This is a genomic window from Rhodococcus sp. BP-349, from assembly GCF_019835845.1.
Taxonomy (GTDB): domain Bacteria; phylum Actinomycetota; class Actinomycetes; order Mycobacteriales; family Mycobacteriaceae; genus Rhodococcoides.
The window spans coordinates 961278-982994 of record NZ_JABUDR010000001.1; the positions used below are offsets into that span (position 1 = coordinate 961278).

Here is a 21717-nt window from a genome sequence, read left to right on the forward strand (position 1 = left end):
CTCAGCGTCCCTCGAACCGCGCCGTGCGCTTGTCGAGGAACGCGCCGATGCCTTCCGCCGCGTCGTCCAGGTCGAGGTTGGCCAGAACGTGCTGCTCCTCGACCGACATGGCCTCGTCGATCGGGAGGTCCCAGCCGCGGTCGATCGCCGACTTGACCAGACCGATCGTGGCCGTGGGGCGCTGGGCCAGCCGACGCGCCTCTCGTACGACGACCTCCTCGAAGTCGTCGCCGGCGACGAGATCGACCAGACCCTCCCTGAGCGCCTGCTCCGAGGTGAACCTGGTCGCGTCGACGATGAATCGCTTGGCGCGGTGGGGGCCGACCAGCCGGGGCAGCCGCTGCGAACCGCCCGCACCGGGGAAGATCCCCAGGTCGGTCTCGGGGAAGCCGAACAGCGCGTCCGCGTGCAGGATTCGAAGATCGCACGCCAACGACAGTTCCGCTCCTCCGCCCAACGCGTGTCCGTTCAATGCGGCGATGACCGGTTTCGGTGCGAGTTCGAGCAGACGCTGAACCACCACCCACCTCCGCATCTCGCGGTAGGTGTCGGCATCGAGTCGATGCATGACGCGGAGGTTCGCTCCGCCGACGAATATCCGGTCCTTTCCACGGAGCACGACGCACCGCACCGTCGGATCGTCCAGTACCGACGGCAGGTGCGCGATCAGCGACTCGATGAGGTTCGGGTCGACGATGTTGATCGGGCCGTGGTCGATGACCACGGTGACGATGTCCCCGTCCCGCTCGTAACGGTGGCCGGTGGGTTCAGTGCTCATGTGAGTACTCCTTCGGTGTGCAGTTCGGCGAGCTCCCGCGGAGTCAGTCCCAGTCGCTCGCGGAGAATGTCGTCCGTGTGCTGGCCCAGCAGGGGAGCAGCGGTACGCAGGCTCCCCGGCGTGTCGGAGAGGTGGGCCACGAGTCCTTCGTGAGCGACCGGGCCGGCGAGCGGGTGCTCGAGATCGACGTAGAAGTGGCGCTCCCGCAGTTGCGCGTCCGTCTCCACGAGGTCGCGCCCGTCGCGCACCGCGTAGGCGGCGATTCCCCGGCCCTGCAGGAGTTCCGCGAGCGAGTCGGCGTCCCTCTGCGCGGCCGCCTGCGTCAGTGACTCCATCGGATCGCGGTCGGTCTCGAACCCGAGGTCGGAGACCACCCTGCGCAGAGCGTCGGGTGCACTCGCACCGATCGCGATCCACCGATCGTCGCCGAGGCAGCGGAGAACACGGGCCGGCAGGTCGTCCGACGGTTCCGTCGGCATCTGGCTCTCCACCGCGGCAGTACCCAGGTGGGATGCCATCGCCTCGAGCTGAGACAGGTCCACATGTCCCCCCTCCCCGCGGTGCAGAAGCTCGAGCGCACCGATCACGGCCGCGTTCGCCGCGACCATGTCGCCCAGTCCGAAGGTGAGACCCTGTGGGTCGCGGTCCGGCCGGGCGGTCTCCGCTGTCAGCCCCGACATCGCGGCGAGGGTGTCGGCGAAGGTGACTGCGTCGCGCCATGGTCCCGTCTGGCCCACACCTGCCATCGACACCAACACGACGCGCGGATTGAGTTCGCGCAGTCGGGCGAAATCGAGACCCCACCGTGCGAGAACACCCGGACTGAAGTTCTCGACGACGATGTCGACGTCCGCAGCGAGTCGTCGCAGGAGAGCCTGCCCGCCCTCGGTCTTCAGATTCAGAGCGATGCTTCTCTTGTTGCGGTTGAAGTTGAGAAAGTACCCGCTCTCGTCGAAGTCGGCGCCCGGGCGCAGTCGCATCCCCGGTGCGAAACGGGTCGGATCCTTCCGGTGGAACGACTCCACCTTGAGGACGTCCGCACCGTGTTCGGCGAAGATCTTGGTGACATAGGGCCCGGCCAACACCCACGTGAGGTCCAGTACGCGAACACCGTCCAGCGCGCCGGCGGGGCCGGGCGACGTCTCTTCCGCCCGATGGTGTCCGGGTCCCGCGCCGGCGGGTCGAGGGAATCCCGTCGCCCATGCGTCGTCGGTCGAGACGTCGAGCGGTGGGGCCAGACGTATCGGGCGCGGGAGGGCCGGCGATTCCCAGCCGAATCCCACATCCCGGATACTGCCGTTCGCTCCGGTGTCGACGAAGAACTTCCGGTCCAGCAGTTGTGGGTTGCTCGACAGGGCCTCGGCACTCGACACTTCGGCCCACGGCAGAGCCCGGCGTCGCGCCTCTTCGGCGAACAAGCGGGCCGAGCGGCGACCGGTGAACCGTGCGACCACGGCATCCACGTGCGCTCGCTCGCGCCACCGGACATCGTTGTCCTGCCAGCGTTCGTCGGCGAGATCCTCGGCCTCGCCCTCGTCGATCATCCAGGTGAGGAAGTCGTCCCACATGCGGGGTGATCCGGAGTATCCGCCACCGAGAAATCCGTCCCGGGCGCGGAACACCCGGTGAGCGACATGGCCGTAGATGCCGGAAGTGCGTGCAGGGATCGTCCGGCCGTGAATCCACGAGACGGCGCCGATCTCCAGGGTCGCGGCGACGGCTTCCTGGGCTGAGATCTCGACGAGCTGGCCTGTCCCCGTGCGCCTCCGGGTGATCAGGGCAAGGAGGGCGCCGATGGCGCCGTGCGTACCGGCGAGTTGGGTGCCCTGCTCGCGGGGTGGCGCCTCGGGAGCCTGGCCCGCATCACCACACAGCCATGCCATGCCGCCGGCCGCGGTGATGACGGTGTCGTCCCCGAGCCACTCACGTCGTGGTCCGGACAGTCCGAACGGTGTGATGACCGTGTGCACCACCGCGCTCCAGAGCGTCGGCCGTGAGTTCCGCAGCGCGAGTGTTCGCAGCGTCGACACCGGGCCGGACTCGAGCACGACATCGGCCGCGGCGATCAGGGCGCTCACGGCGTCGTCCGACAGTTCGGCCGTGGTCGATCGGAGGATTCTCTTGCCGGCATGCCAGTGTGCGGCGTCGACCGCCGAGTCGGGCTCGCCCGATCGGGGTACGCGGACCACATCGGCACCGAGGCCGACGAAGATGCGTGCGGCAGTGAATCCGAGCCGATCGGTCAGGTCCAGCACGCGAAGAGGTTCGACGGACAAGTGACTACTCCTGATCATGGTGTGGGTCTTCGGCATCCCACGCTGCGGCCGGCAGACCCCGGTCGCGGAGAGCGCGGCGATCGAGCTTCGTGCCGGCCGAGGTGGGCAAATGCTTCTCGACGGTGATGTAACGGGGAACGGCGTGCCGAGGAAGCTCGCGCGCGCAGTGACGCAGCAACTCGCCCGGGCGGATGGTTCGACCGACATGCGGGACCACTGCCAACAGGACCTCGTCCTCGGTCAGCTCGGACGGGACCCCCACGGCAGCGGCATGCGCGACATCGGGGTGAACGGACGCGACCCGCTCGACGTGTTCGGCATCGATGGTCAGTCCCCGCCGACGGATGGTGTCGGCGCACCGTCCCTCGTAGTGGAGCCACCCGTCCACCAGCCGCCCACGATCCCCGGTGACGAACCAGCCGTCGCGCCACGCGCGTCGAGTCGACTCCGGGTCGCCCACGTACTCGGTGAACGTCGCATCACTCCTGCGGGGAAGTACCTCCAGCGAACCCGTGAGACCGTCCCCGAGGACGCTGCCGTCCTCGCCCGTCACGCGCACCCGATAGTCGGCCACGATCTGCCCGGCCGCACCCGGTTTCACGAGCCTGCCAGTGGTTGCGACATCGCCGAGCTCGGTCGATGCGTACGCCTGACGCAGTTGGACACCGAAACGTCGTGTCACCCGGTGACACATCCATTCCGGTGCCGGCCCACCGTAGGCGCGGGAGATGCTGTGGGCGCGATCGTCCTCGCTCTCGTTGCCGCGCAGCAGAATCGCGCAGACCGCACCCATGAAGTTGAACGCGGTGACGCTTTCGTCGCGCGCCGTGCGCCAGAACCGACGAGCGGAGAAGTCGTCCACGACGAGCCGAGCTCCGGATTCGACCGCAGGGAGGAAGGCGGCGTGGCGGGCGTTGACGTGTTGCCACGGGAAGACATTGAGGAGCACGTCGCTGGAGTCGTACTGCATGGCTCGTCGTACGCGTGCGGACTGGCCGAGACCGACGCCGTTGCACAGCAGTGCGCCCTTGGGTCGCCCGGTCGTGCCGGAGGTCACCATGATCGCGGCGGGATCGTCTCTGGACGTCCGGCGCCGCGCGGGGCGAGGTCCGGTCCGGTCCGACAGGGCGGCGAACCCGTCCCGGTGTCCGGCGACCGTGACGACGGGGATCCCTGCCGCCTCGGAGAGGTCGACCGAGTGCGGTTCGACGATCAGCCGATCCGGTGATGCAACGACGAGCACACACCCCGCCGCGGTCATCAGTCGAGCCGCGACGCGTGGATCGAGTGTGGTCGGTATCGGTAGCTCGATCGCTCCGAGCCAGGAGATCGCCGTCGTGAGCGTCGCGGCGGTCGGTCCCGACGGGCAGGCCGTCGCGACGACATCACCGGCGCCGATCAGCGTCGCGAGCGAGCTCGCCATGTCGACGGCGTTCTCCAGCAGCAGGCCGGCGCTCGTCGCAGGCCCGCCGACTCGGCGGATCACCTCACCGTCCGCGTCGGCATGCGCTCGACGCTCGACGGCGTCGGCCCAGGAGCTGGGAGGGTTCATGCCGGCCGTGTCTCTCGTGCGGCGATGGACATGGTCGACCTCACTCACGGACTCCGGTGTCACCGCCCTGGTGGCGATGCGTCGCCAGCTTCACAGTCGATCGACCGCCGGGGCACGAACCTGGTCCGTTGAGCGATACGTGACTAGGCCGGACGCAGGGCGCTGAGAGCGGTCGGCATGCTCATCACCGCGCGGGTGTGGTGCTGTGTGATCGCGTGCGAAGCCCCTCGGAGTGCGCTGACCATGGCAGCGTCGCCGGCGTGATCCACGGGGACCGTGAGCGACAGCGCCGCGATGGCAGTGTCGCCGGAGTCGTAGATGGGTACGGCGAAGCTCTTGTACCCCGTCAGGGCCTCCTCGCGTTCCGTGGCCAGGCGTCGTGCCCGGATCGTGGCCAACTCGCGGCGGACCGCGTGCAGGTCACGAGTGCTCTGAGCCGTGAGGCGCGGGAGGTCGCTGTCGACCAGCAGGGCCAGAAGCCGGTCGGCGTCGGGTGCCATGGCGAGCAGGAGTTTTCCCGATGCCGTGCACGTGAGGGGAAGCCTGCCGCCCACTCGGGACAGCGAGTGCACACTGCGGGTACCGCCGAGCTTCTCCAGGTAGCACGTGTGCGTGCCCTTCAGGATGGCGAGGTGGGCGGTGCCGCGGGTCGAGGCGACGAGGTCCACGAGGACCGGGCGTCCGACGCGTCGCAGCAGCGAGGTGCTCCCGGCACGTTGGCTCAGGGCGAACACGCTGAACCCGATGCGGTACTCGTACCCGACGCGCTCGAGCAGGCCCAGGTCCACCAGCTCCTGGGCGAGCCGATACACGGACGGCTTGGGCACACCGCTCCGCTGACACAGGTCGACCAGGCGCAGGGACTCGCTCTCGCCGTCGAAGGCCGACAGGATGGAGAATGCCTTGCCCAGAACGGAATTGGGTGGGGTGAGCGACGACTCGTCGTCCGAGTCGAAGGGGTGTGCCGACTCGGACATGGTTGCCTCCAGTGCGTGCTCGGTGGGAGTGTGCTCCCTGTCACACCCATCATTATCCAGATGGATAAGAAAGTCCAGCCCGGAAACGCGACCGGAACATACTGTTCACGGCGGAGAGTCTCGATCCTCGGTTCGCTGACCGATACGTCCGTCGGTCCCGACGACCACGGGCTGGGACAGTGGCCAGCCGAAGCCCGATCCGGCGCTCGTCGAACGAGATGTTGAGGAAAAATCATGCACAACACACAGTTGCTCATCGCGAACGAGTGGGTCGATGCGTCCAGCGGTCGCACCGGCGAGACCGTGGATCCGTCGACGAATCAGGTGATCGGTCGGTTTGCGGAGGCCACGGGCGCCGACGTCGACGCAGCGGTGGCTGCGGCGCGTACCGGCTTCGAATCCGACGCCTGGCAGGGGATGACGCCGGATGCGCGCGGCCGACTGCTGTGGCGGATCGCCGACCTGCTCGACCGTGACGCCGAGGAGATCGCTGCGCTGGAAACTGCCGATCAGGGGCAACCGACCTTCATGAGTGTCGGCGTCAACCTGCCGCTGACCGCGCAGGTGTTCCGGTACTACGCCGGATACGCGACCAAGATCGAGGGCACCGTGTCGCCCGTGTCGATTCCCGGGAATCTGAGCTTCCAGAACCGGGTACCGGTGGGGGTCTGTGCGTTGATCACACCCTGGAACTTCCCGCTGGCCATCGCTGCGTGGAAGTTGGCGCCTGCCCTGGCCACCGGCAACGCGGTCGTTCTGAAACCTGCTGAGCAGACCCCGCTGTCGACTGTGCGACTGGTGGAGCTGTGCCGCGAAGCGGGAGTTCCCGCCGGCGTGGTCAACCTGCTGACCGGTGGGCCCGAGGTCGGCAAGGCCCTGGTGGCGCATCCCGGCGTGGACAAGGTGTCGTTCACCGGTTCGACCGAGGTCGGCCAGCACATCGTGCGTGCCTCGGCGGGAAACCTGAAGAGGGTGTCTCTGGAGCTCGGCGGCAAAGCGCCCAGCATCATCACGGCCGACGCCGACATCGACGCCGCGGTGACCGGAAATCTCCAGGGCGCACTGTTCAACACCGGCCAGGCGTGCGGGGCCTACACCCGGTTCTTCGTACATCGTTCACGCGCAGAGGAATTCACCGCGAAGATCGCCGCAGCGGCCGACTCGCTGCCGATCGGTCCGGGATCTGATCCGTCGACCATCGTCGGGCCCTTGGTCTCGCAGGAACACCTCGACCGCGTCCACTCCTACGTCGAGTCCGGCCTGTCGCAGGGGGCCGAACTGGTGACGGGAGGACGCCGCGTCGACGGGGAACTTGCCAACGGATTCTTCTACGCTCCCACGGTGTTCGCCGGTGTGCGTGACGACATGGTGATCGCACGTGACGAGATCTTCGGGCCGGTCCTCGCCGTCATGCCGTACGACGACGAGGACGAGGTCGTGGCCCGCGCCAACGACACCGAGTACGGACTCGCCGCAGTCGTGTGGACGAAGGCGCTCCACTCGGCTCTCGCGCTTCCGCCCCGGCTGCGATTCGGAACGGTGTTCGTCAACCAGCTGCCACTCATCGATCCGGCCTCGCCGTGGGGCGGTTTCGGGATGAGCGGCTGGGGACGGGAATTCGGCTCGCACTCGATCGACGCCTACACCGAGACCAAGACGACCTTCATCAACCTCGCGTAGCCGGTCGACGCGCAGAGTCGACCACGGGACGACCGTTCGGTCGACTCTGCGCATCCCCCGACGGGAGTGCGGTCCGTCAGTTCAGGGCGACGAGCTCGTGCAGCGTCCGCCCCGTCCGGGTCTCGGTCACCCCGTCGCGTACGACGGTCAGTTCGAACGTCGAGTCGAAGCGGAAGTACCCGGGGTGACCGACGAGGCTGTAGAGCAACGGTCGGAACATGCGATGGCCGGCGACGGGAACGTCGTCCAGCAGGTCGTGGGCGTGCACGACGTTCCGGACGGTCAGCAGGAGGGACACCTGTCCCGGTACCTCGATGCGGAGCCACGCGGGGTACGACCGGTTCGCGATCTCGTTGAACACCATCGGTCCCTCGGTGACGTCCGCTTCGCCGGAGCTGAGGATGATCTCTCCCCTGTACGCCAACATGAGTGGTCGACTCTCGTGGGCGCCGAGCCTGGCCTGCGTCTTGACCAGGGCGTAGAGCAGCGAGTAGTCGTCGTCGTACAGTCGGCCCCAGTGCCAGCGGTCGATGACGCGCTTCATGTCGCCCGCGCCCCAGTTGTGGTCCGCGTAGCCGCGCCCGGTGACGGCCGTGGTTCGGCCGTCGATGGTGATGGATCCCTCGACGCGTGCTCGCGGCGCGGCGACGACCCAGCCGAAGACGTCGGTGCCTCCGAACAACGTCTCTCCCTCGCCGGGCATCCAGCTCGGAAGTTCGTTGTGGAAGCGGAGATCGAAAGTGACGTCCTCCTCCGACAGGTAGAGGTGATGGATGGGGAGCCCGTCCTCAGGGAACTCTGCCCACGCGTGATTAGGCCCCACGACGACGTCGCAGGCGGCGATCGATGCGGTGGCGTCCTTCTTGGAGTGGCGGACGAAAATCTGTCGGCGTGAGCCGTCGGGTGCGTAGATCAGGATCTCCACGCTCGGTTTCGCCACCAGTGCAGGCTCTTCGGGCCGACGCAGGTTGAGGAACCCGATGATGGTGTGACCGTCGTCGAGATGTGCGTCGAAGTACCAGTGCTCGAAGCCCGATCGGCTACCCGGCACAGGATGGGCCGCGTTGTGGCGCGGGTGGACGGCGGTCAGCCGAGCGTCACGTCGGCCGGGGCCGTTCCAGGTCTCGACGATCTCCGGCGCGCTCATGCGGAGAATCCGATGTGGACGGTCTTCTCTTCGGTGTCTCCGTCGAGGCCGGTACGGCCGAGTTCGCGGCCGACTCCGCTCGCGCCTCGTCCGCCCCACGGCAGGCCCGGGTCAGGCACGCCCCACCCGTTCACCCACACGGTGCCCACGCGGAGTTGCTCCACGACGGAGTGCACGCGGGAGATGTTCTGCGAGTACACCATCGCGTTCAGGCCGTACTGGGTGTCGTTGGCGATGGCGACGGCCTCCTCGGTGGACGAGAAGCTGATGACGGTGGCGACGGGGCCGAAGATCTCCTCCCTGGCGATAGTCAGGTCGTTGTGTCCGCGGAAGACGGTGGGCTGCACGAACTGTCCCGGGCCGTCCAACCGTCGCCCTCCGGTGACCAGCTGTGCCCCCTCGGTGACGCCGGAATCGATGTATCCCATGATGCGGTCGAGCTGCCGTTCGTTGACGATGGTGCCCATCGTGCTGGCGTCGTCGAACGGGTCTCCGATCACCGCGGCGTCGGCCGCCGCCACCAGCCCCTCGACGACGCGATCGACCACGGACTCGTGCGCGAGGACGCGGGTGCCTGCCGCACAGACCTGCCCCTGGTGATAGAAGTTGCCCATCGCGATCCACGGCATCGCGGCGTCGAGGTCGGCGTCGTCGAAGATCAGTTGCGGTGCCTTACCGCCCAGTTCGAGGACGATCTTGCGGAAGGTGGTGCCGGCGAGCGACTGGATCAGTCGGCCGACACGGGGACTGCCGGTGAACGACACCTTGTCCACGCCGGGATGACCCGCCAGGGCGGCACCGGCGGTCACGCCCAGCCCGGTGACCACGTTGAGCACACCGGGCGGTAGACCGGCTTCGGCACACAGATCCGCGAGGTGCAGGGTGGACAGAGACGCGTCCTCCGCGGGCTTGATCACCACCGTGTTCCCTGCGGCGAGGGCTGGTGCCAGCTTCCACGCGGCGATCATCAGCGGGTTGTTCCATGGTGTGATCGCGGCGACGACACCGAGAGGCTGCCGGACGGTGTAGCCGAACCGGCGTTGCGGCCCGAAGTCCGGCAGCATGACGGTGGTTCCGGAGATCTTGTCCGCCCACCCAGCGAAGTGCCGGAACACCGCGGCAGCGGCCGGGATGTCGCCGTTCACGGAGTCGCGGAACAACTTGCCCATCTCGACCGCTTCGAGTGCGGCTAGAGTCTCGCAGTCGCGGTCGATGAGGTCTGCGATCGCGAGGAGAAGCCTTGATCGTTCCGGTCCGCTGACACGAGACCAGTCACCGTCGAACTGCGCGCGTGCCGCGTGGACGGCCCGGTCGACGTCGGCATCGGCCCCTGCAGCGACGGAGGCGACAAGAGAACCCGTGGTCGGGTCGATGCTGTCGTAGGTCTGTCCATCCGTGGCAGCCTGCGCTGCGCCGCCGATACGCAACAGCGGATCGGGCAGGGCGACGGGCGGACGGATGGTGGTGCTCGCGGTCATGGCTGCTCCGGGTTGCTGTGGGTGAGGGATGGCGTGAAGTGGCGCTGCAGTCCGGCCCACGAGGAGTCGTAGTCCGGCTGGCGATGCGGTGCGTCGTGGGCGAGTGGGGTGACGAGCAGGGGGAGCCGCGTCTCGAACATGAACGGCAACGATCCTTCGAGCTTCTGTGGTGCCAGGTCGGCCGCGGTGGCGAGGTCGAAGGTCTCCTGGTCCGGTCCGTGCGCACCCCACATGTTGTGCAGACTTGCACCCCCGGGCAGGAAGCCTTCCGCCTTGGAATCGTGTTGCCCCCGGACCAGTCCCATGAACTCGGTCATGACGTTGCGATGGAAGTGCGGGGGCCGGAACGTGTGCTCGGCGACGTTCCAGCGCGGCGGGAAGATGGCGAGATCCACATTCGCCTGTCCCGGCCGTTCGGAGGGCGACGTCAGAAGCGTGAAGATCGACGGGTCGGGGTGGTCCCACCCGAGTGTCCCCATGACGTTGAAGTCGGCAGTGTCGTACTTGTACACACCGTGATTGCCGTGCCAGGCCACCACGTCGAGAGGCGAGTGGTCAAGCTCTGTCGAGAAGAGTCGGCCGCCGAACTTCTGGATCTTCTCGACGGGTCGGTCGTCGTCCTCGAATGCTGCGACGGTGTAGTGGAAGTCCCGTGCGTGGGCGAGACCGTTCGCGCCGATGGGTCCGAGTTCGGGGAGGGTGAAGTAGGACCCGTAGTTCTCGCACACGTAGCCCGCGGCATCGTCGTCGAGCAGCACGACTCGGAACGTGATGGCCCGTCCGACGACGGCGATCTCGCCGGGAGCGACGTCGACGATTCCGACCTCGGTGTGTATCCGTAGACGGCCGGACTGGGGAACGATCAGCAACTCTCCATCGAGGTCCGCGACGTAGCGGTCGGTCATCGATGTCGTCGCGTGGTACAGGTGGATCGCGATGCCGTCACGCTGCAGCGCATCACCGTTGGCAGCGATGGTCGTGAGGCCGTCGAGAAAGTCGGCCGTCTCGAAGGGTCGGGCCACCGGGTTCCACCGAAGCCGGTTCACGTCGAGAACTCCGTCACGCAGCGGTGCGGATCGGAGCGTCGGGTGGTCGATGGGGTGATACCGCCGGTGCGCTGCACTGGGGCGGATCCGGTACGTCCAGGTGCGTCGGTTGACCTCTCGCGGCTCGGTGAACGCCGTCGCGGACAGTTGCTCCGCGTAGAGGCCGTGGGGCGCTCGCTGCGGCGAGTTCTGACCTCGGGGGAGTGCACCGTCGAGTGCTTCGGACTGGTGTTGGTTGCCGAAGCCGGATAGATACTCGGTCATCGTCGCAGTGCTCCGTTCGCGTCGAATTCGGCCTCGCGGCCGTCCATCTGGTCCCGGTACCACCGGAGTCGTTGTGCCACAGCGACCTTCTCGACGACGGGCGCCACTCCGGGTAGGAACCGTCGGGAGAGCTCGATCGCTGTCAGGAGAGGGAAGCGCAGGAGGATGATCAGGATCCACGGGAACGCCCGAGGCATCGTGTAGTCCGACCGTGTCACCGGACTCATGAAGAGAGCGGTGTAGGCGCCGTGAATGCCGTAGGTGTACCGCGCGCGAAGGCGCGCGAGGCCCTGCTGCTCGGGGCGCGGTGCGAAGCCGGCGGGAAAGGACTCGATTAGTTCTTTGCCGTGTGGTCCGGCGTCGTAACTGCGGGCGGCCGACACCATCGCCGTCATGCGGAGTGAGTCGGCGATGGTGGTGGGGAAGTTCGACACGTCGACACCCAGCAGGTGGCCCATGTACTTCTGGAAATGGAGCAACGCCCGGATCTCGTCGGCGGTGGTCTGCAGACCCACCAGCCGCAGAGCCAGGGCAGGGACGGTGCTGCCGCCGAGGAGAGTCAGCATCTGGTACCCCTGGCTGATGGGGTAGCCCCACTTCTCGCGATCCCACTCCGGGTGTCCATCGACCTTGCGACGTACGGCGACGTGCATGACGCGGACCTTCATCGCGGTGGCTCGGCCTTCGGACCCGATGCGGGACAGGGCACCCGGCTCGGAGGTGTCGATCCAGAATTTGCAGGTCTCGAGGAATCGGCGCATCGCGTTGTCGCCGGCGTACCCGCCTGCCAGTGACAGCGGTGTGGCGACGGCCGCTTCGGTGTACATCTCGAGGGTGATGCCGCCGGCGACGGTGAACAGCATCGTGCCCCACCGTCGCCACACCGCGGCCCCGCGTTCCACCAGATCGGCGTCGAGCCAGTCCGGTTCGGTCTCGAACTCGTCGAACAGGACGCGCATGCTCTCGGGAACGTCGCGAAGAGAATCGATCCCGTGCGCGAGTGCACGGTCGAGGATGGCGCGTGTTCCGGTCGGGTCTGCCGCGTACACCTCGTCGACGAAGTTCTCGGCCACTGTGTCGCCGAGGAACAGACTCTCGCAGAACTCCCGCGCGACGTCATCGCTGGGAAAAGGCGACGATCGGAACACTCGCTCGAACAGTGCTTCGGCGCGTTGGATGCGGGGACTCTGCCGGTTCTCCCAGTAGGTGAACGCGGTAGGAGTGCGCGTGGCGCTGGTCATCTCGATGTCCTCTCCGACAGGGCGTCCGTCAGCCATGCCAGCGCTGCGGTGGTGACTCGGTCGACTCCGTCGGGTTGATCGACCAGGTAGTGATTCAGGTGGGGCATCTCGACCACTGTCGCGTCACTGCGAGCTGCGGCCATCGCGCGCGCATCGTCGGCGAAGGCGGCTTGGTCGCCGAGCAGAGGCATGACGAGAGTGGGAACCGTCACGGCGGTCAGGTTGCGCACGGCATCCGCGTTCGTGTGGTCCAGGCTCCAGGTGCTGAGCCAGCTGCGGACCGAGACGAAGCGCGCGAGTCCGCCGGCGGCGGAATTGGCCGCGACCGGATTCCCGTACATGCTGCCCGGCAGCCGATCACTCGGATCCAGCGTCATGTCGACGAAGCGCGGATCTGCCACGGTGCGATGGACGACGAAGGCTCGGTCCGACGCCCCGCCCCGAGTGAGATCCTCCAGTTCTCTCCACGCCCACGTGTCGATCCTGCGCATGCGGGAGAGCTGCGCCGCCCGGTACTCCTCGACCCACGTGCGGTCGAGTGGCGTCGTACGTCCAGGTGCGTAGAGGTCGAGGTCGGGCGCGACCGAGGACGGGTCGGACTCGTCCACGACTGCTCCGTCGATCCAGTGACGCAAGACGCGAGCGCGTCCGGAGTGCGCTCCGACGAGCATGAGGGCATCCGCAGGAACGAGCTCCGCCGACGCGAGATCGACCGGGTCACCGGCGGGAGTCGTCGTGATCGTCGGAGTCTCGGCCTGCGACTGGTAGAACGCGGACAGCGAACCGCCGCCGCTGAATCCGAGGAGAACGACCTTCTCGAACCCGAGCTCGTCCTTCATCCACCGCACACCGGCGCCCACGTCCAGAGCCGCGCGTTCCATGATCAGTGCCGGCTCGTTGGAGGAGTAGCGGGTGTTGAGACCCATCGTGGGGATGCCGGCGGCCGCGAATCCGCGGAGCAGGAAGTGCGACAGGAAGTCGCTCGACGGGTGCGCCATCAGGATGCCGACGCGTCGATCGGGCCTGCCGATGGGCGACACCAGATTTGCATGCAACGTCGGGTAGTGCCGGGAGAGTCCGGAATGCATCTCCACGCGCCCGTCCCGCGCCGGTTCGTACGGTATTCGCTGGAACTCGTCGACTGTCTCCCGCACCTGCCCCCTGCTTTCGATCGGTGAAATCCGGTCGTTCGTGTGGAGCGAACGTACCGTACTACCGGGTATGGAGGAACCGTTTCGAGCAACGAAATCTGTTCCGCTGTTTCGGAATCAACAGCCGTACTCTGTAGTACGGTCGACCCTGAGGGCCGCGCTGGAGGTGGCCCGGGACAGGAGCGGCTGTGCGCACACGAACGCGGGTGATCGTCGGTGTACTCGCTGTCGCCGCGGTGGCCACCTCGGTCACTGTCTCGGCCACGACGTGGACGCAATCTCAGGAGGTTCGGGAGCGCGCCACGCTCGAGCAGCAGTACCTGCAGGTCGCACGGCAGGGCGTTCTCGACCTCACGACCATCTCCGCAGACACGGTCGATGCGGACGTCGAGCGGGTGACGTCGTCGTCCACCGGTCGCTTCCGCGACGAGTTCTCCGAGCGCGCTGCGGATTTCGTGTCCGTCGTCCGGGATGCAGACGTCACTGCCACCGGAGCGGTGAGCGAGGCGGGAATCGAGTCGATGACCGATTCCGACGCGCAGGTGCTCGTGGCTGCGACATCGACGGTCACCAATGCCTCGGGAGCCACGGACGAGCCGCGTGTCTGGCGCCTGCGCGTCTCGGTTGCACGCGACGGTGACCGCGTCGCGTTGTCCGACGTGCAGTTCGTGCCGTGAGCGACGACGTGGCGGCCACTCTGGACGCCGACACAGAACCTGAGGATGCGGTCGCCGGCGGCGCGGCGACCGATCGACGACGAGGCCTGCGCCGGAGGGGTGCGCAGATCTCGATCGTCGTCGGAGTCATTGCGCTGGTTGCTGTCCCGGTCGCGATCGCGCTGACGGTCCCGGATCGGGCGGTATCCGATGCCGTCGAGTCGGACGTCGTCCGGGCGGCGACGGAGGGGACCGTCGCCGTCCTGTCCTACCGAGCCGACAGCGTGCAGTCCGACGTCGACAGCGCGAAGGCACGCCTCACCGGCGATTTCCTCACCTACTATTCCGGTTTCGCCGAGCAGTCCGTCGTTCCGGGAGCGATCGAGCGCGGGCTCACCTCGAGCGCGGTCGTGTCCGGTGCCGCGCTCGTCTCGATGGACGACGCCGAGGCCGTCGCGCTGCTGTTCGTCAACCAGACCGTCACGGCGGCAGACACTCCCGATCCGCGTGCCACCTCGACCAGCCTCCGCGTGGAGATGGCGCAGGTGGACGGCCGATGGCTCGTCTCCGCGCTGGATCCTGTGCGGTAGGTCGCCGGGTCACCTGTCCGGCAGCATCATCTGTTCCACCGTTGCGGGCGGCGCGTCGGACAGTGTCGACTCGACCCAGCGCGATCCGTCATCGGTGATGAAGGACCCGTTGTTCGGGTCGTAGGCACCCTGTCGGCACAACTGCACCGTCGCCGCCCGCCGGCCCGGGAACTCCTGGCACGGCAGGTTGCGTGCACCGCGGATCGCGCTCGGGTCGTCCGGCGCAACCTTGCAGTACAGGTCGGTCGGCGTCGGCACGGTGTCGACCTCGACGGGTGACCTGCGCTGGTCGGCGGGGAGGAAACCCTCCGTGCACGGCGGCGGGTCGTTGAGTTGCGCGGCGAAGTAGGTGTTCTGGCCGGGGTCACCGGCATCGGCATTCGCTTTACCGGTGCCCTGCGTGGCAGCGATGAGAGGGGGATACAGAACCAGGATCTGTTCCAGCGCAGCGTTGTACGTGACGGCCACCTGCTCGACGCTGATGAGGTTCGACAACAACAGGGGGAGTGTGGGGCGCAGGTCCTGGAAGAGGCCGGACACCGCAGCGCCCAGGGGTTCACCACCGTCGATGACGGATCGTAGGTTGCCGTCGCGCGCCGACACCCGACCGGTGACGGTGGCCAGCGACGCGGCCCACGACCGGATGGCGTCACTGCTCGCGGCGGTCGCACCGAGCACGGGGTCGAGATCGGTGACGAGGGCCGCGATCGGGTCGATGTTCTCCCGCGTCGCAGTGGTGACGGACCCGAGCGAGTCGAGCAGCTCGCCGAGGGTGTCACCGTCGGCACCCAGCGCGAGGGAGCTGTCGTCGAGAACGCGGCCGAGAGTCACCGGGTCGACGGATCGGAACGCCGCGTCGAGACGGTCGATGGTCGGGGCAACCGCCGTCGGGATCGTGGTGCGGTCGATCGGGATGACCGACCCGTCCTCGAGAAATGGCCCGTCGTCGGTGTCGGGCAGGAGATCGATGAACTGTTCGCCGATGGCCGACATGCTGTGCACCTCGGCGCGTGTCGTCGCTGGAACCGGCACGTCCGAGGACAGGGAGACGACGGCCGACGCACCGGCGGGAGTGACCCGCAGGGCGCTGACCTTGCCGATCTCACTGCCGCGGTACGTGACGTTCGCATTTGTGTACAGGCCGGCGCCCCCCGCGAGCTCCACGGTCACGCTGTACCGGCCCAGCCCGAGCTCTTGCGGAATGCGTGCGTAGTGGACACCCGTGATCCCCACCGACAGCGCTGCCACCACGGCGATGACCGTCAGCTGAACACGGAGTCGGACAGTCGGAGTCATGGTGCGCCGTTCTGTGGCAGAAAGTTCGGGGGCAGAAGGTTCGGCGGCAGAAGTTTCGGGGGCAGGAGAAGATCGTCGACGGGGGGAAGCGTGGGTGTCGGGGTGGGTGCCGTGGCGCCCACGGCTCCTTCGAGCCCGGCGAGCATCCCTTCGAACGGTGTGCCGAGAAGGAGAGCGTTGTCCAGCGTGGCCATGCGGAGATCGAGCGTCACCTCGCCGTTGGCGTAGTCGCCGCGCACCGCGTTCTTGTAGACGTCGATGGGGAACGGATAGGTGAGGAGATACCGGAACGATTCGGTGAGTGATGTTCCCGAATCCGCGAGAGACTTCAAGACCGGGCCCAGATCGTCCAGTGCTGTGACGAGGTCGTCGCCGGTGTCGTTCACGATGGCCTCCGCCGTCGTGCCGAGGCGTCCGAGGGAGTCGAGGGCCGAGACCAGGTCCCCCCGGCGATCCGACAACACAGTCAGAGCCGGGGCCAGCGCGGTGACCGCGTCGCCGAGGACCGCATCGTTCGCAGCGACCGTCCCGGCGAATCGGTCCAGATCCACGATGGCGTTCTGGATGTCGGTTTTCTGATCGTCGAGTCCGACGAGCAGTGTCTCCAGACCCGCCAGGACCGAGCGCAGCGACTCCTCGTTGCCCTCCAGTGCCGCGTCCACCTCGGTCGTGATGTCGTTGATGCGCGCGAGCCCACCCCCGTTCAGTACCAGGGACAACGACGACAACGTCTGCTCTGTCGTGGGGTACGCGCCCGCTCGGTCGAGGGGGATCACATCGCCGTCGGAGAGTCGACCCTGCGCGTCTCGCGTTGTCGAAGCTGCCAATTCGATGTGGGTCGATCCGAGGAGGCTCGTCTGCCCCACCGACGCGACGGCATCGGCCGGGAGTGCCGTGCTGCCGTCGAGACGCACCGTCACCTCGGCGTGTCCGTCGACGAGCGCCAGATCGGCCACACGTCCGACGGTGACGTCGCCGACGAGGACTCGCGCGTTGCGTTCGATCGTCGAGACGTCCGGCATCTCGATGACCACCTCGTACGATCCGGGACCGTCCCCCGCTGTGCCCGGCAGCGGAAGCGAGTTCAGGCCTTGCCATCCGCACGCCGACAGCAGTGCCGACGAGCACAGAACGAGTGCCACCGACGCCGCGGCCCTCCGTGTCGTCATCGCCCACCCTCGCTGTCGACGATCTGGCCCGGCAGAGCGCCGACACCCGTGATGGGGTTCGCCTGCAGGGGCAGGTAGTCGAACGCGAGAGTCTTCAACAACGGACCCAGGTACCGGACACACGACTCTGCTCCCTCCTGCGCTCCCACCTGCTCGGCGGCGGCGATGGCCGAACAGACGAAGTCCATCGGATTCGCGAAGTTGTTCGGCGCCAACGACGACACGATCGCGTTGTGCGCCGGTTGGTAGATGTTGTTCAGATTTGACAGCGCCGTGGGCGCGACGTGGAGAATCTGCGCGATGCCGTCCCGCTGGGACGCCAGCTCGGCCGTGAGCTCTTCCAGGCTGCCCAGCGTGGTTGCGACGACCGTCCTGTTCTCGCGGACGAAGCGCTCCACGTCCGACACCGCGCCGTCCAATGATGCCAGCGCGCTGCCGATCTCGTCCTGATCGTCGGCCAGCACGGAGGTGACCGAGGCCATCGTCTCGTTGAACGTGACGATCTGCTGATCACTCGCGGCGAGTGCCGACACGAAGACCTGGAGGTTGCGCACGAGGGAGTAGAGGTCGGTTCTGCCGTCCGAGAGCGTGCGCATCGCGTCGGACAGCTGGGTGAGCGTGGTGCGGATGTCCTGCCCACGCCCGCCGATGTTGGCGTCCACCGCATCGACGAGCGCTCCGAGGGGCCTGTCGGCGTCGTCCGAGTCGGGCCCGGTGGGGCCCTGCGGCGCGAGCGTCTCGGACACGCGGGCGAGTTGTTCGGTTATGCGGTCCCACTCGACGGGCACGGCAGTCCGATCGAGCGGGATGGTGTCGGCGGATCGGAGGGTGTCGCCGCCGTCATATGCGGGGGCGAGCTGGACGAAGCGCGACGCCACCACGCTCTGCGAGACGATGACCGCCTTCGCGTCGGCCGGAATGGGATACGACGAGTCGTAGCGCAGTCCGACCTCCGCGTGGTCACCGCGAGGTTCGATCGAGGTCACCGAGCCGATGGTCACCCCCATCAGGCGCACGTCGTCACCGACGTAGAGGCCGGTGGTGTTCCCGAACTGCGCCGTCACCGCGACCGACGTGAACCGGGGCACGAGCGCGTAGGACGCGGTCGCAGCGACGACGAGGAACAGCACGACGCCGACGATCCTGGCCGTCATCGCGGTGCCCCGTTCAAGGCCGTCAGCGGATTGACGGAGGTGGAATCGGCCGGCGCCGGGCCGAGTCCGAGGGCTGCGCGGATGAACGGGCTGATGACCTGGCCAGGGATCAGGTTCTGGATGTACGAGTTGAAGAACGGTCCGCTGGAGACCGCCTCACCGAGTTGCGTCACGTACGGCCCCAGGTTCTCGATCGCGGCGGAGATGTCCGCCTTGTTGTCGGTCAGGACGGTGAGGACGGAGTCGAGCGAGGCCAGTGTCGGCGCAAGCTCGGCCTGGTTGTCGGCCACCAGTCCGCGCAGTTGGTCCGCCAACCGCGTCACGGTTCCGAAGAGTGTGTCCACGGCGCCGCGTCGTCGGTCGAGTTCGGCGAGAACCGTGGCCGCATCGACGATGAGCGTGTCGACCTGCGCACTGCGGTCTGCAAGGACGCCGGTGACCTTCTCGGCCGACGCCAGGAGGTCACGCAAGCTCTTGTCCCGCGACGCGACCGTCGCGGACAATCGCCCCACTCCGTCGATGGCGCGGCCCAGGTCGTCCGGTGTGCGGTCGAGCATCTCGGTGGTGGCGGCGAGTGAGTCGGTGAGCTGCTCGGTGTCGATACCGGCTGCGTCGTCGGTGAGGTCGCCCAGAGCGTCCGTGAGCTGATACGGGCTGGTGGTGCGGTCGAGTCCGACGGGTTCCGTCGTCGACAGGCGGCCGGCGCCACGCGGATCCATCCGGAGGTTCTTGGTGCCGAGGACGGTCTCGGTGGCGATGGTGAGACGGGTGTCATTGCCGGGCAGCACCTTTCCCTCGATCGAGAACGTCACCAGGACGGCCTTTCCTGCGACCGCGATGTCGGTGACCGTCCCTACCCGCACTCCCGCGACCTCCACGGCGGCGCCTGTCTCGAGTCCTCCGGTGTCGAGGAACAATCCGCTGTACGACGTTCCGGCGGAGACGATCGGCAGTGCGGCCGCGTTCATCGCTGCTGCTGCGGCGATCACCACGAGGAAGGTGCCGACGATGCCGGTGCGGACGGTGTCGACCGTGCGAAAGCGTTCCATCATGCTGGGGCACACCTTCCCGTGTTCTGACCGATGAGCGGTGTCGTCAGGCCCTGCCCGTCGGGCGTGTCGATCTTCAACCTGATGCCGCACAGGTAGTAGTTGAAGAAGTTCCCGTACGCGCCGAGGCGGCTGAGGGAGGCGTACGTGTCCGGAAGGCGAGTGGTGATGCTCGCGATGGTGTCCTTGCCGGCATCGAGTTGTGCTGCCGTGCGCTGCAACTGGTCGACGGTGGTGTCCAACGGCGGACGTGCGTCGACGAGCAGGTCACCGATCGTGGCGGCCGAACTGTCGATGCTCGTCAGTGCCTCACCCCAGGTCCGGGTGTCGGCAGCGAGGCCGGACACCAGCGTCTGAGCACTGTCTATCGCGAGGGACACGTCGTCCTGGCGCCCTGCGAGTGTCGCCAGGGTGGTCCGCAGATTCGTGATCAGCTGTCCGATCACCTCGTCACGGTCTGCCAACGACGACGTCAGACTCGCGAGCCGCGCCAGCACCGAGGCGACGGTGCCGCCCTGCCCCTGGAAGACGTCGACGAGTTCGCCGGTCACTCTGTTCACGGTGCTGGGGTCGAGGCCGGAGAACAAGGGTTGGAATCCGCCCAGGAGTCGGTCCAGATCCAGTGCAGGAGAGGTCCGGTCGACCGGGATGGTGGCGCCGGCATCGAGAGGCGCGGCGTCACCGGCAGTGTCGGCCAGTTCGAGATAACGATCGCCGACCAGGTTCTGGTAGCGGATCGTGGCCGTGGTGGACTCGGTCACGGTGTACGCGTCGGTCACGTCGAACTCCACCACGGCGTGGTCGTTGTCGTCGACGTCCACCGCGCCCACCGATCCGACCTCGACACCCGCCACTCGGACGAACTCGCCGCTGCGCAGTCCTGACGCGGTGGTGAAGATCGCCCGGTGGGTGGTGGTCGAGTCGAAGCGGACCTGGCCGAAGACGACCACCAGGGCGGCAAGCACCAAGGTCATGGCGACGACGAAGGTCGTGAGCCGAACGAGGGTGCCTCGGTGGCTCATCGAGTCGTTCTCGGTGCTGCAAGACCGCCGGGGAGGAAGTCGATGATGGACGTCGGGTCGAGGACGGGGGCGGTGGTAGCGGCGCGGAAGGGGTTCGAGCCGGTGTCGGCCAGGACGTAGGGAGCCGGAATGTCGTTGTCGGACAACAGCGGTAGCGCACCGCACCGGGGCCCGCCGGTGGCGGCGACCTTCGGTAGGTCGGTGGCGTACTCGTACGCCGGCACCCCGAACAGCACGGTGCTGTTCAGCAGCATCGTGCGGCCGTTGCCGCCGGAGACCTTCTCTGCGGCCTGCCGTGCGACGTCGGCGCCCTGAAGGAAGCACGTGAACTCGGGGGAGTACTCCCGCAGCAACCCGGTCGTCGGGACGAGATCGGCCACCGTGGCTGTCACTCCGTCGGCGTTCTCCGCGAGCACGGTGCGAGCGTCGGTCGCCGCTCCCGTCAGCGACGTCAGGGCGGGGCCGAGCGCATCGGTGCTGTCGGTGACCGTGCGCGCGGTGGTGGTCAGCGAGGCCAGAGTGCTGACCAGATCCGGTGCGCTGTCACCCAGTGCACCGGATGTGACAGCAGCGGAACGCAGGTCGCGTCGGAGAGTGGGAACGAGCGGAGTGAGCGCCCCGAGCACGGTGTCCAGGTTCTCGATGGTCGTGCCCAGCGCGCGTCCGCGGCCGTTCAGGGCGGTGGAGAGCGCCCCCAGGGTGGTGTTCAGCTTCTCGGGTTGCGACGCGACGAGAACGGACGTGAGGGATTCGAACACGGAGTTCACCTCCACGGTGACGGAGGAGGCGGCGATGACGGCGCCGTCGGCGATGGGCACGGCGGACGGTGACGGGGGAGCGGTGAGGGTGACCATCTTCGATCCGAAGATGGTGGTGGCGGCGACGGAGGCCTCGACATCGGAGGGCACCGAGCCCGCGATGTCGGCGCGGAGGCGCAGGTCGATCACAGCGCCGCGGGTCGACGGGCGGACCTGCGAGACGGTGCCGATCTCGACACCGTTCATCTTGACCAGCGCGCCCCGCTGCATCACCAGCCCGGCGCGATCGGACTGCACCGACACCGAGACCGATGGCGCGATCGCGTCGGTGACGGTGCCCCGATAGGCGAGGTAGGCCGCCGCGACCACTCCGATGATCAGCAGTATCGACAGGAGCGCAGCACCTTTGAGGCGAGCGGAGGATTGCGTCATG

Annotated in this window: 18 protein-coding genes; 3 read left to right on the forward strand and 15 right to left on the reverse strand. The window is 67.6% G+C overall.

Translation table 11 applies throughout. The features are described from left to right. Position 1: 1 nt before the first annotated feature. The 4 genes from HQ325_RS04545 to HQ325_RS04560 form a co-directional block, all read right to left on the reverse strand. Positions 2 to 778, reverse strand: coding sequence for an enoyl-CoA hydratase/isomerase family protein (locus tag HQ325_RS04545; protein ID WP_222626899.1), 777 nt, complete (start codon positions 776 to 778; stop codon positions 2 to 4). Next, positions 775 to 3054, reverse strand: coding sequence for a CoA transferase (locus HQ325_RS04550; RefSeq protein ID WP_222626900.1), 2280 nt, complete (start codon positions 3052 to 3054; stop codon positions 775 to 777). The genes HQ325_RS04545 and HQ325_RS04550 overlap by 4 nt, the downstream gene beginning before the upstream one ends. Before the next feature lie 4 nt (positions 3055 to 3058). Further along, positions 3059 to 4606: an AMP-binding protein gene (locus tag HQ325_RS04555; RefSeq protein WP_222626901.1), complete on the reverse strand. Its 1548-nt coding sequence runs from the start codon at positions 4604 to 4606 to the stop codon at positions 3059 to 3061. A 143-nt stretch (positions 4607 to 4749) separates the two neighbouring features. Then, a complete protein-coding gene (locus HQ325_RS04560; protein ID WP_222626902.1) occupies positions 4750 to 5583 on the reverse strand; it encodes an IclR family transcriptional regulator in 834 nt (277 codons plus the stop codon). A gap of 234 nt (positions 5584 to 5817) precedes the next feature. Here HQ325_RS04560 and HQ325_RS04565 point away from each other — a divergent pair, with 234 nt between their 5' ends. Continuing rightward, entirely contained in the window at positions 5818 to 7263 is a 1446-nt protein-coding gene (locus tag HQ325_RS04565) for an aldehyde dehydrogenase (RefSeq protein WP_222626903.1), read from the forward strand. 76 nt (positions 7264 to 7339) lie between these two features. On the opposite strand, the gene HQ325_RS04570 is transcribed toward HQ325_RS04565, so the two are convergent. The 5 genes from HQ325_RS04570 to HQ325_RS04590 are packed head-to-tail and all read right to left on the reverse strand — an operon-like array spanning position 7340 to position 13527. After that, entirely contained in the window at positions 7340 to 8410 is a 1071-nt protein-coding gene (locus HQ325_RS04570) for a lipocalin-like domain-containing protein (protein ID WP_222626904.1), read from the reverse strand. Next, positions 8407 to 9888: an aldehyde dehydrogenase family protein gene (locus HQ325_RS04575; protein WP_222626905.1), complete on the reverse strand. Its 1482-nt coding sequence runs from the start codon at positions 9886 to 9888 to the stop codon at positions 8407 to 8409. Before HQ325_RS04575 ends, HQ325_RS04570 begins: the two co-directional genes overlap by 4 nt. After that, positions 9885 to 11198 carry a homogentisate 1,2-dioxygenase gene (gene hmgA, locus HQ325_RS04580; protein ID WP_222626906.1) on the reverse strand — a complete coding sequence of 438 codons (1314 nt, stop codon included), beginning with the start codon at positions 11196 to 11198 and terminating at the stop codon, positions 9885 to 9887. Before hmgA ends, HQ325_RS04575 begins: the two co-directional genes overlap by 4 nt. Continuing rightward, complete coding sequence (locus HQ325_RS04585) at positions 11195 to 12439, reverse strand: oxygenase MpaB family protein (RefSeq protein WP_222626907.1); 1245 nt, start codon at positions 12437 to 12439, stop codon at positions 11195 to 11197. Before HQ325_RS04585 ends, hmgA begins: the two co-directional genes overlap by 4 nt. Beyond that, positions 12436 to 13527 carry an alpha/beta hydrolase gene (locus HQ325_RS04590; protein WP_261777948.1) on the reverse strand — a complete coding sequence of 364 codons (1092 nt, stop codon included), beginning with the start codon at positions 13525 to 13527 and terminating at the stop codon, positions 12436 to 12438. Before HQ325_RS04590 ends, HQ325_RS04585 begins: the two co-directional genes overlap by 4 nt. 251 nt (positions 13528 to 13778) lie before the next feature. On the opposite strand from HQ325_RS04590, the gene HQ325_RS04595 reads away from it, so the two are divergent. Together HQ325_RS04595 and HQ325_RS04600 are read left to right on the forward strand one after the other, a co-directional pair. Beyond that, complete coding sequence (locus tag HQ325_RS04595) at positions 13779 to 14267, forward strand: hypothetical protein (RefSeq protein ID WP_222626909.1); 489 nt, start codon at positions 13779 to 13781, stop codon at positions 14265 to 14267. After that, complete coding sequence (locus tag HQ325_RS04600) at positions 14264 to 14836, forward strand: hypothetical protein (protein ID WP_222626910.1); 573 nt, start codon at positions 14264 to 14266, stop codon at positions 14834 to 14836. Before HQ325_RS04595 ends, HQ325_RS04600 begins: the two co-directional genes overlap by 4 nt. A 9-nt stretch (positions 14837 to 14845) precedes the next feature. Here HQ325_RS04600 and HQ325_RS04605 read toward each other — a convergent pair whose 3' ends face one another. Genes HQ325_RS04605 through HQ325_RS04630 form a run of 6 tightly spaced genes read right to left on the reverse strand, consistent with a single transcriptional unit; the run spans position 14846 to position 21716 of the window. Further along, positions 14846 to 16132 carry an MCE family protein gene (locus HQ325_RS04605; protein ID WP_222626911.1) on the reverse strand — a complete coding sequence of 429 codons (1287 nt, stop codon included), beginning with the start codon at positions 16130 to 16132 and terminating at the stop codon, positions 14846 to 14848. Next, a complete protein-coding gene (locus HQ325_RS04610) occupies positions 16129 to 17301 on the reverse strand; it encodes an MCE family protein (protein ID WP_222626912.1) in 1173 nt (390 codons plus the stop codon). The genes HQ325_RS04605 and HQ325_RS04610 overlap by 4 nt, the downstream gene beginning before the upstream one ends. After that, positions 17298 to 18455: an MCE family protein gene (locus tag HQ325_RS04615; RefSeq protein ID WP_222626913.1), complete on the reverse strand. Its 1158-nt coding sequence runs from the start codon at positions 18453 to 18455 to the stop codon at positions 17298 to 17300. Before HQ325_RS04615 ends, HQ325_RS04610 begins: the two co-directional genes overlap by 4 nt. Then, on the reverse strand, positions 18452 to 19507 hold the full coding sequence (locus tag HQ325_RS04620; protein ID WP_222626914.1) for an MCE family protein: 1056 nt from the start codon (positions 19505 to 19507) through the stop codon (positions 18452 to 18454). The genes HQ325_RS04615 and HQ325_RS04620 overlap by 4 nt, the downstream gene beginning before the upstream one ends. Further along, positions 19504 to 20526: an MCE family protein gene (locus HQ325_RS04625; protein ID WP_222626915.1), complete on the reverse strand. Its 1023-nt coding sequence runs from the start codon at positions 20524 to 20526 to the stop codon at positions 19504 to 19506. The genes HQ325_RS04620 and HQ325_RS04625 overlap by 4 nt, the downstream gene beginning before the upstream one ends. Next, positions 20523 to 21716 carry an MCE family protein gene (locus HQ325_RS04630; RefSeq protein WP_222626916.1) on the reverse strand — a complete coding sequence of 398 codons (1194 nt, stop codon included), beginning with the start codon at positions 21714 to 21716 and terminating at the stop codon, positions 20523 to 20525. Before HQ325_RS04630 ends, HQ325_RS04625 begins: the two co-directional genes overlap by 4 nt. Position 21717: the final 1 nt, after the last annotated feature.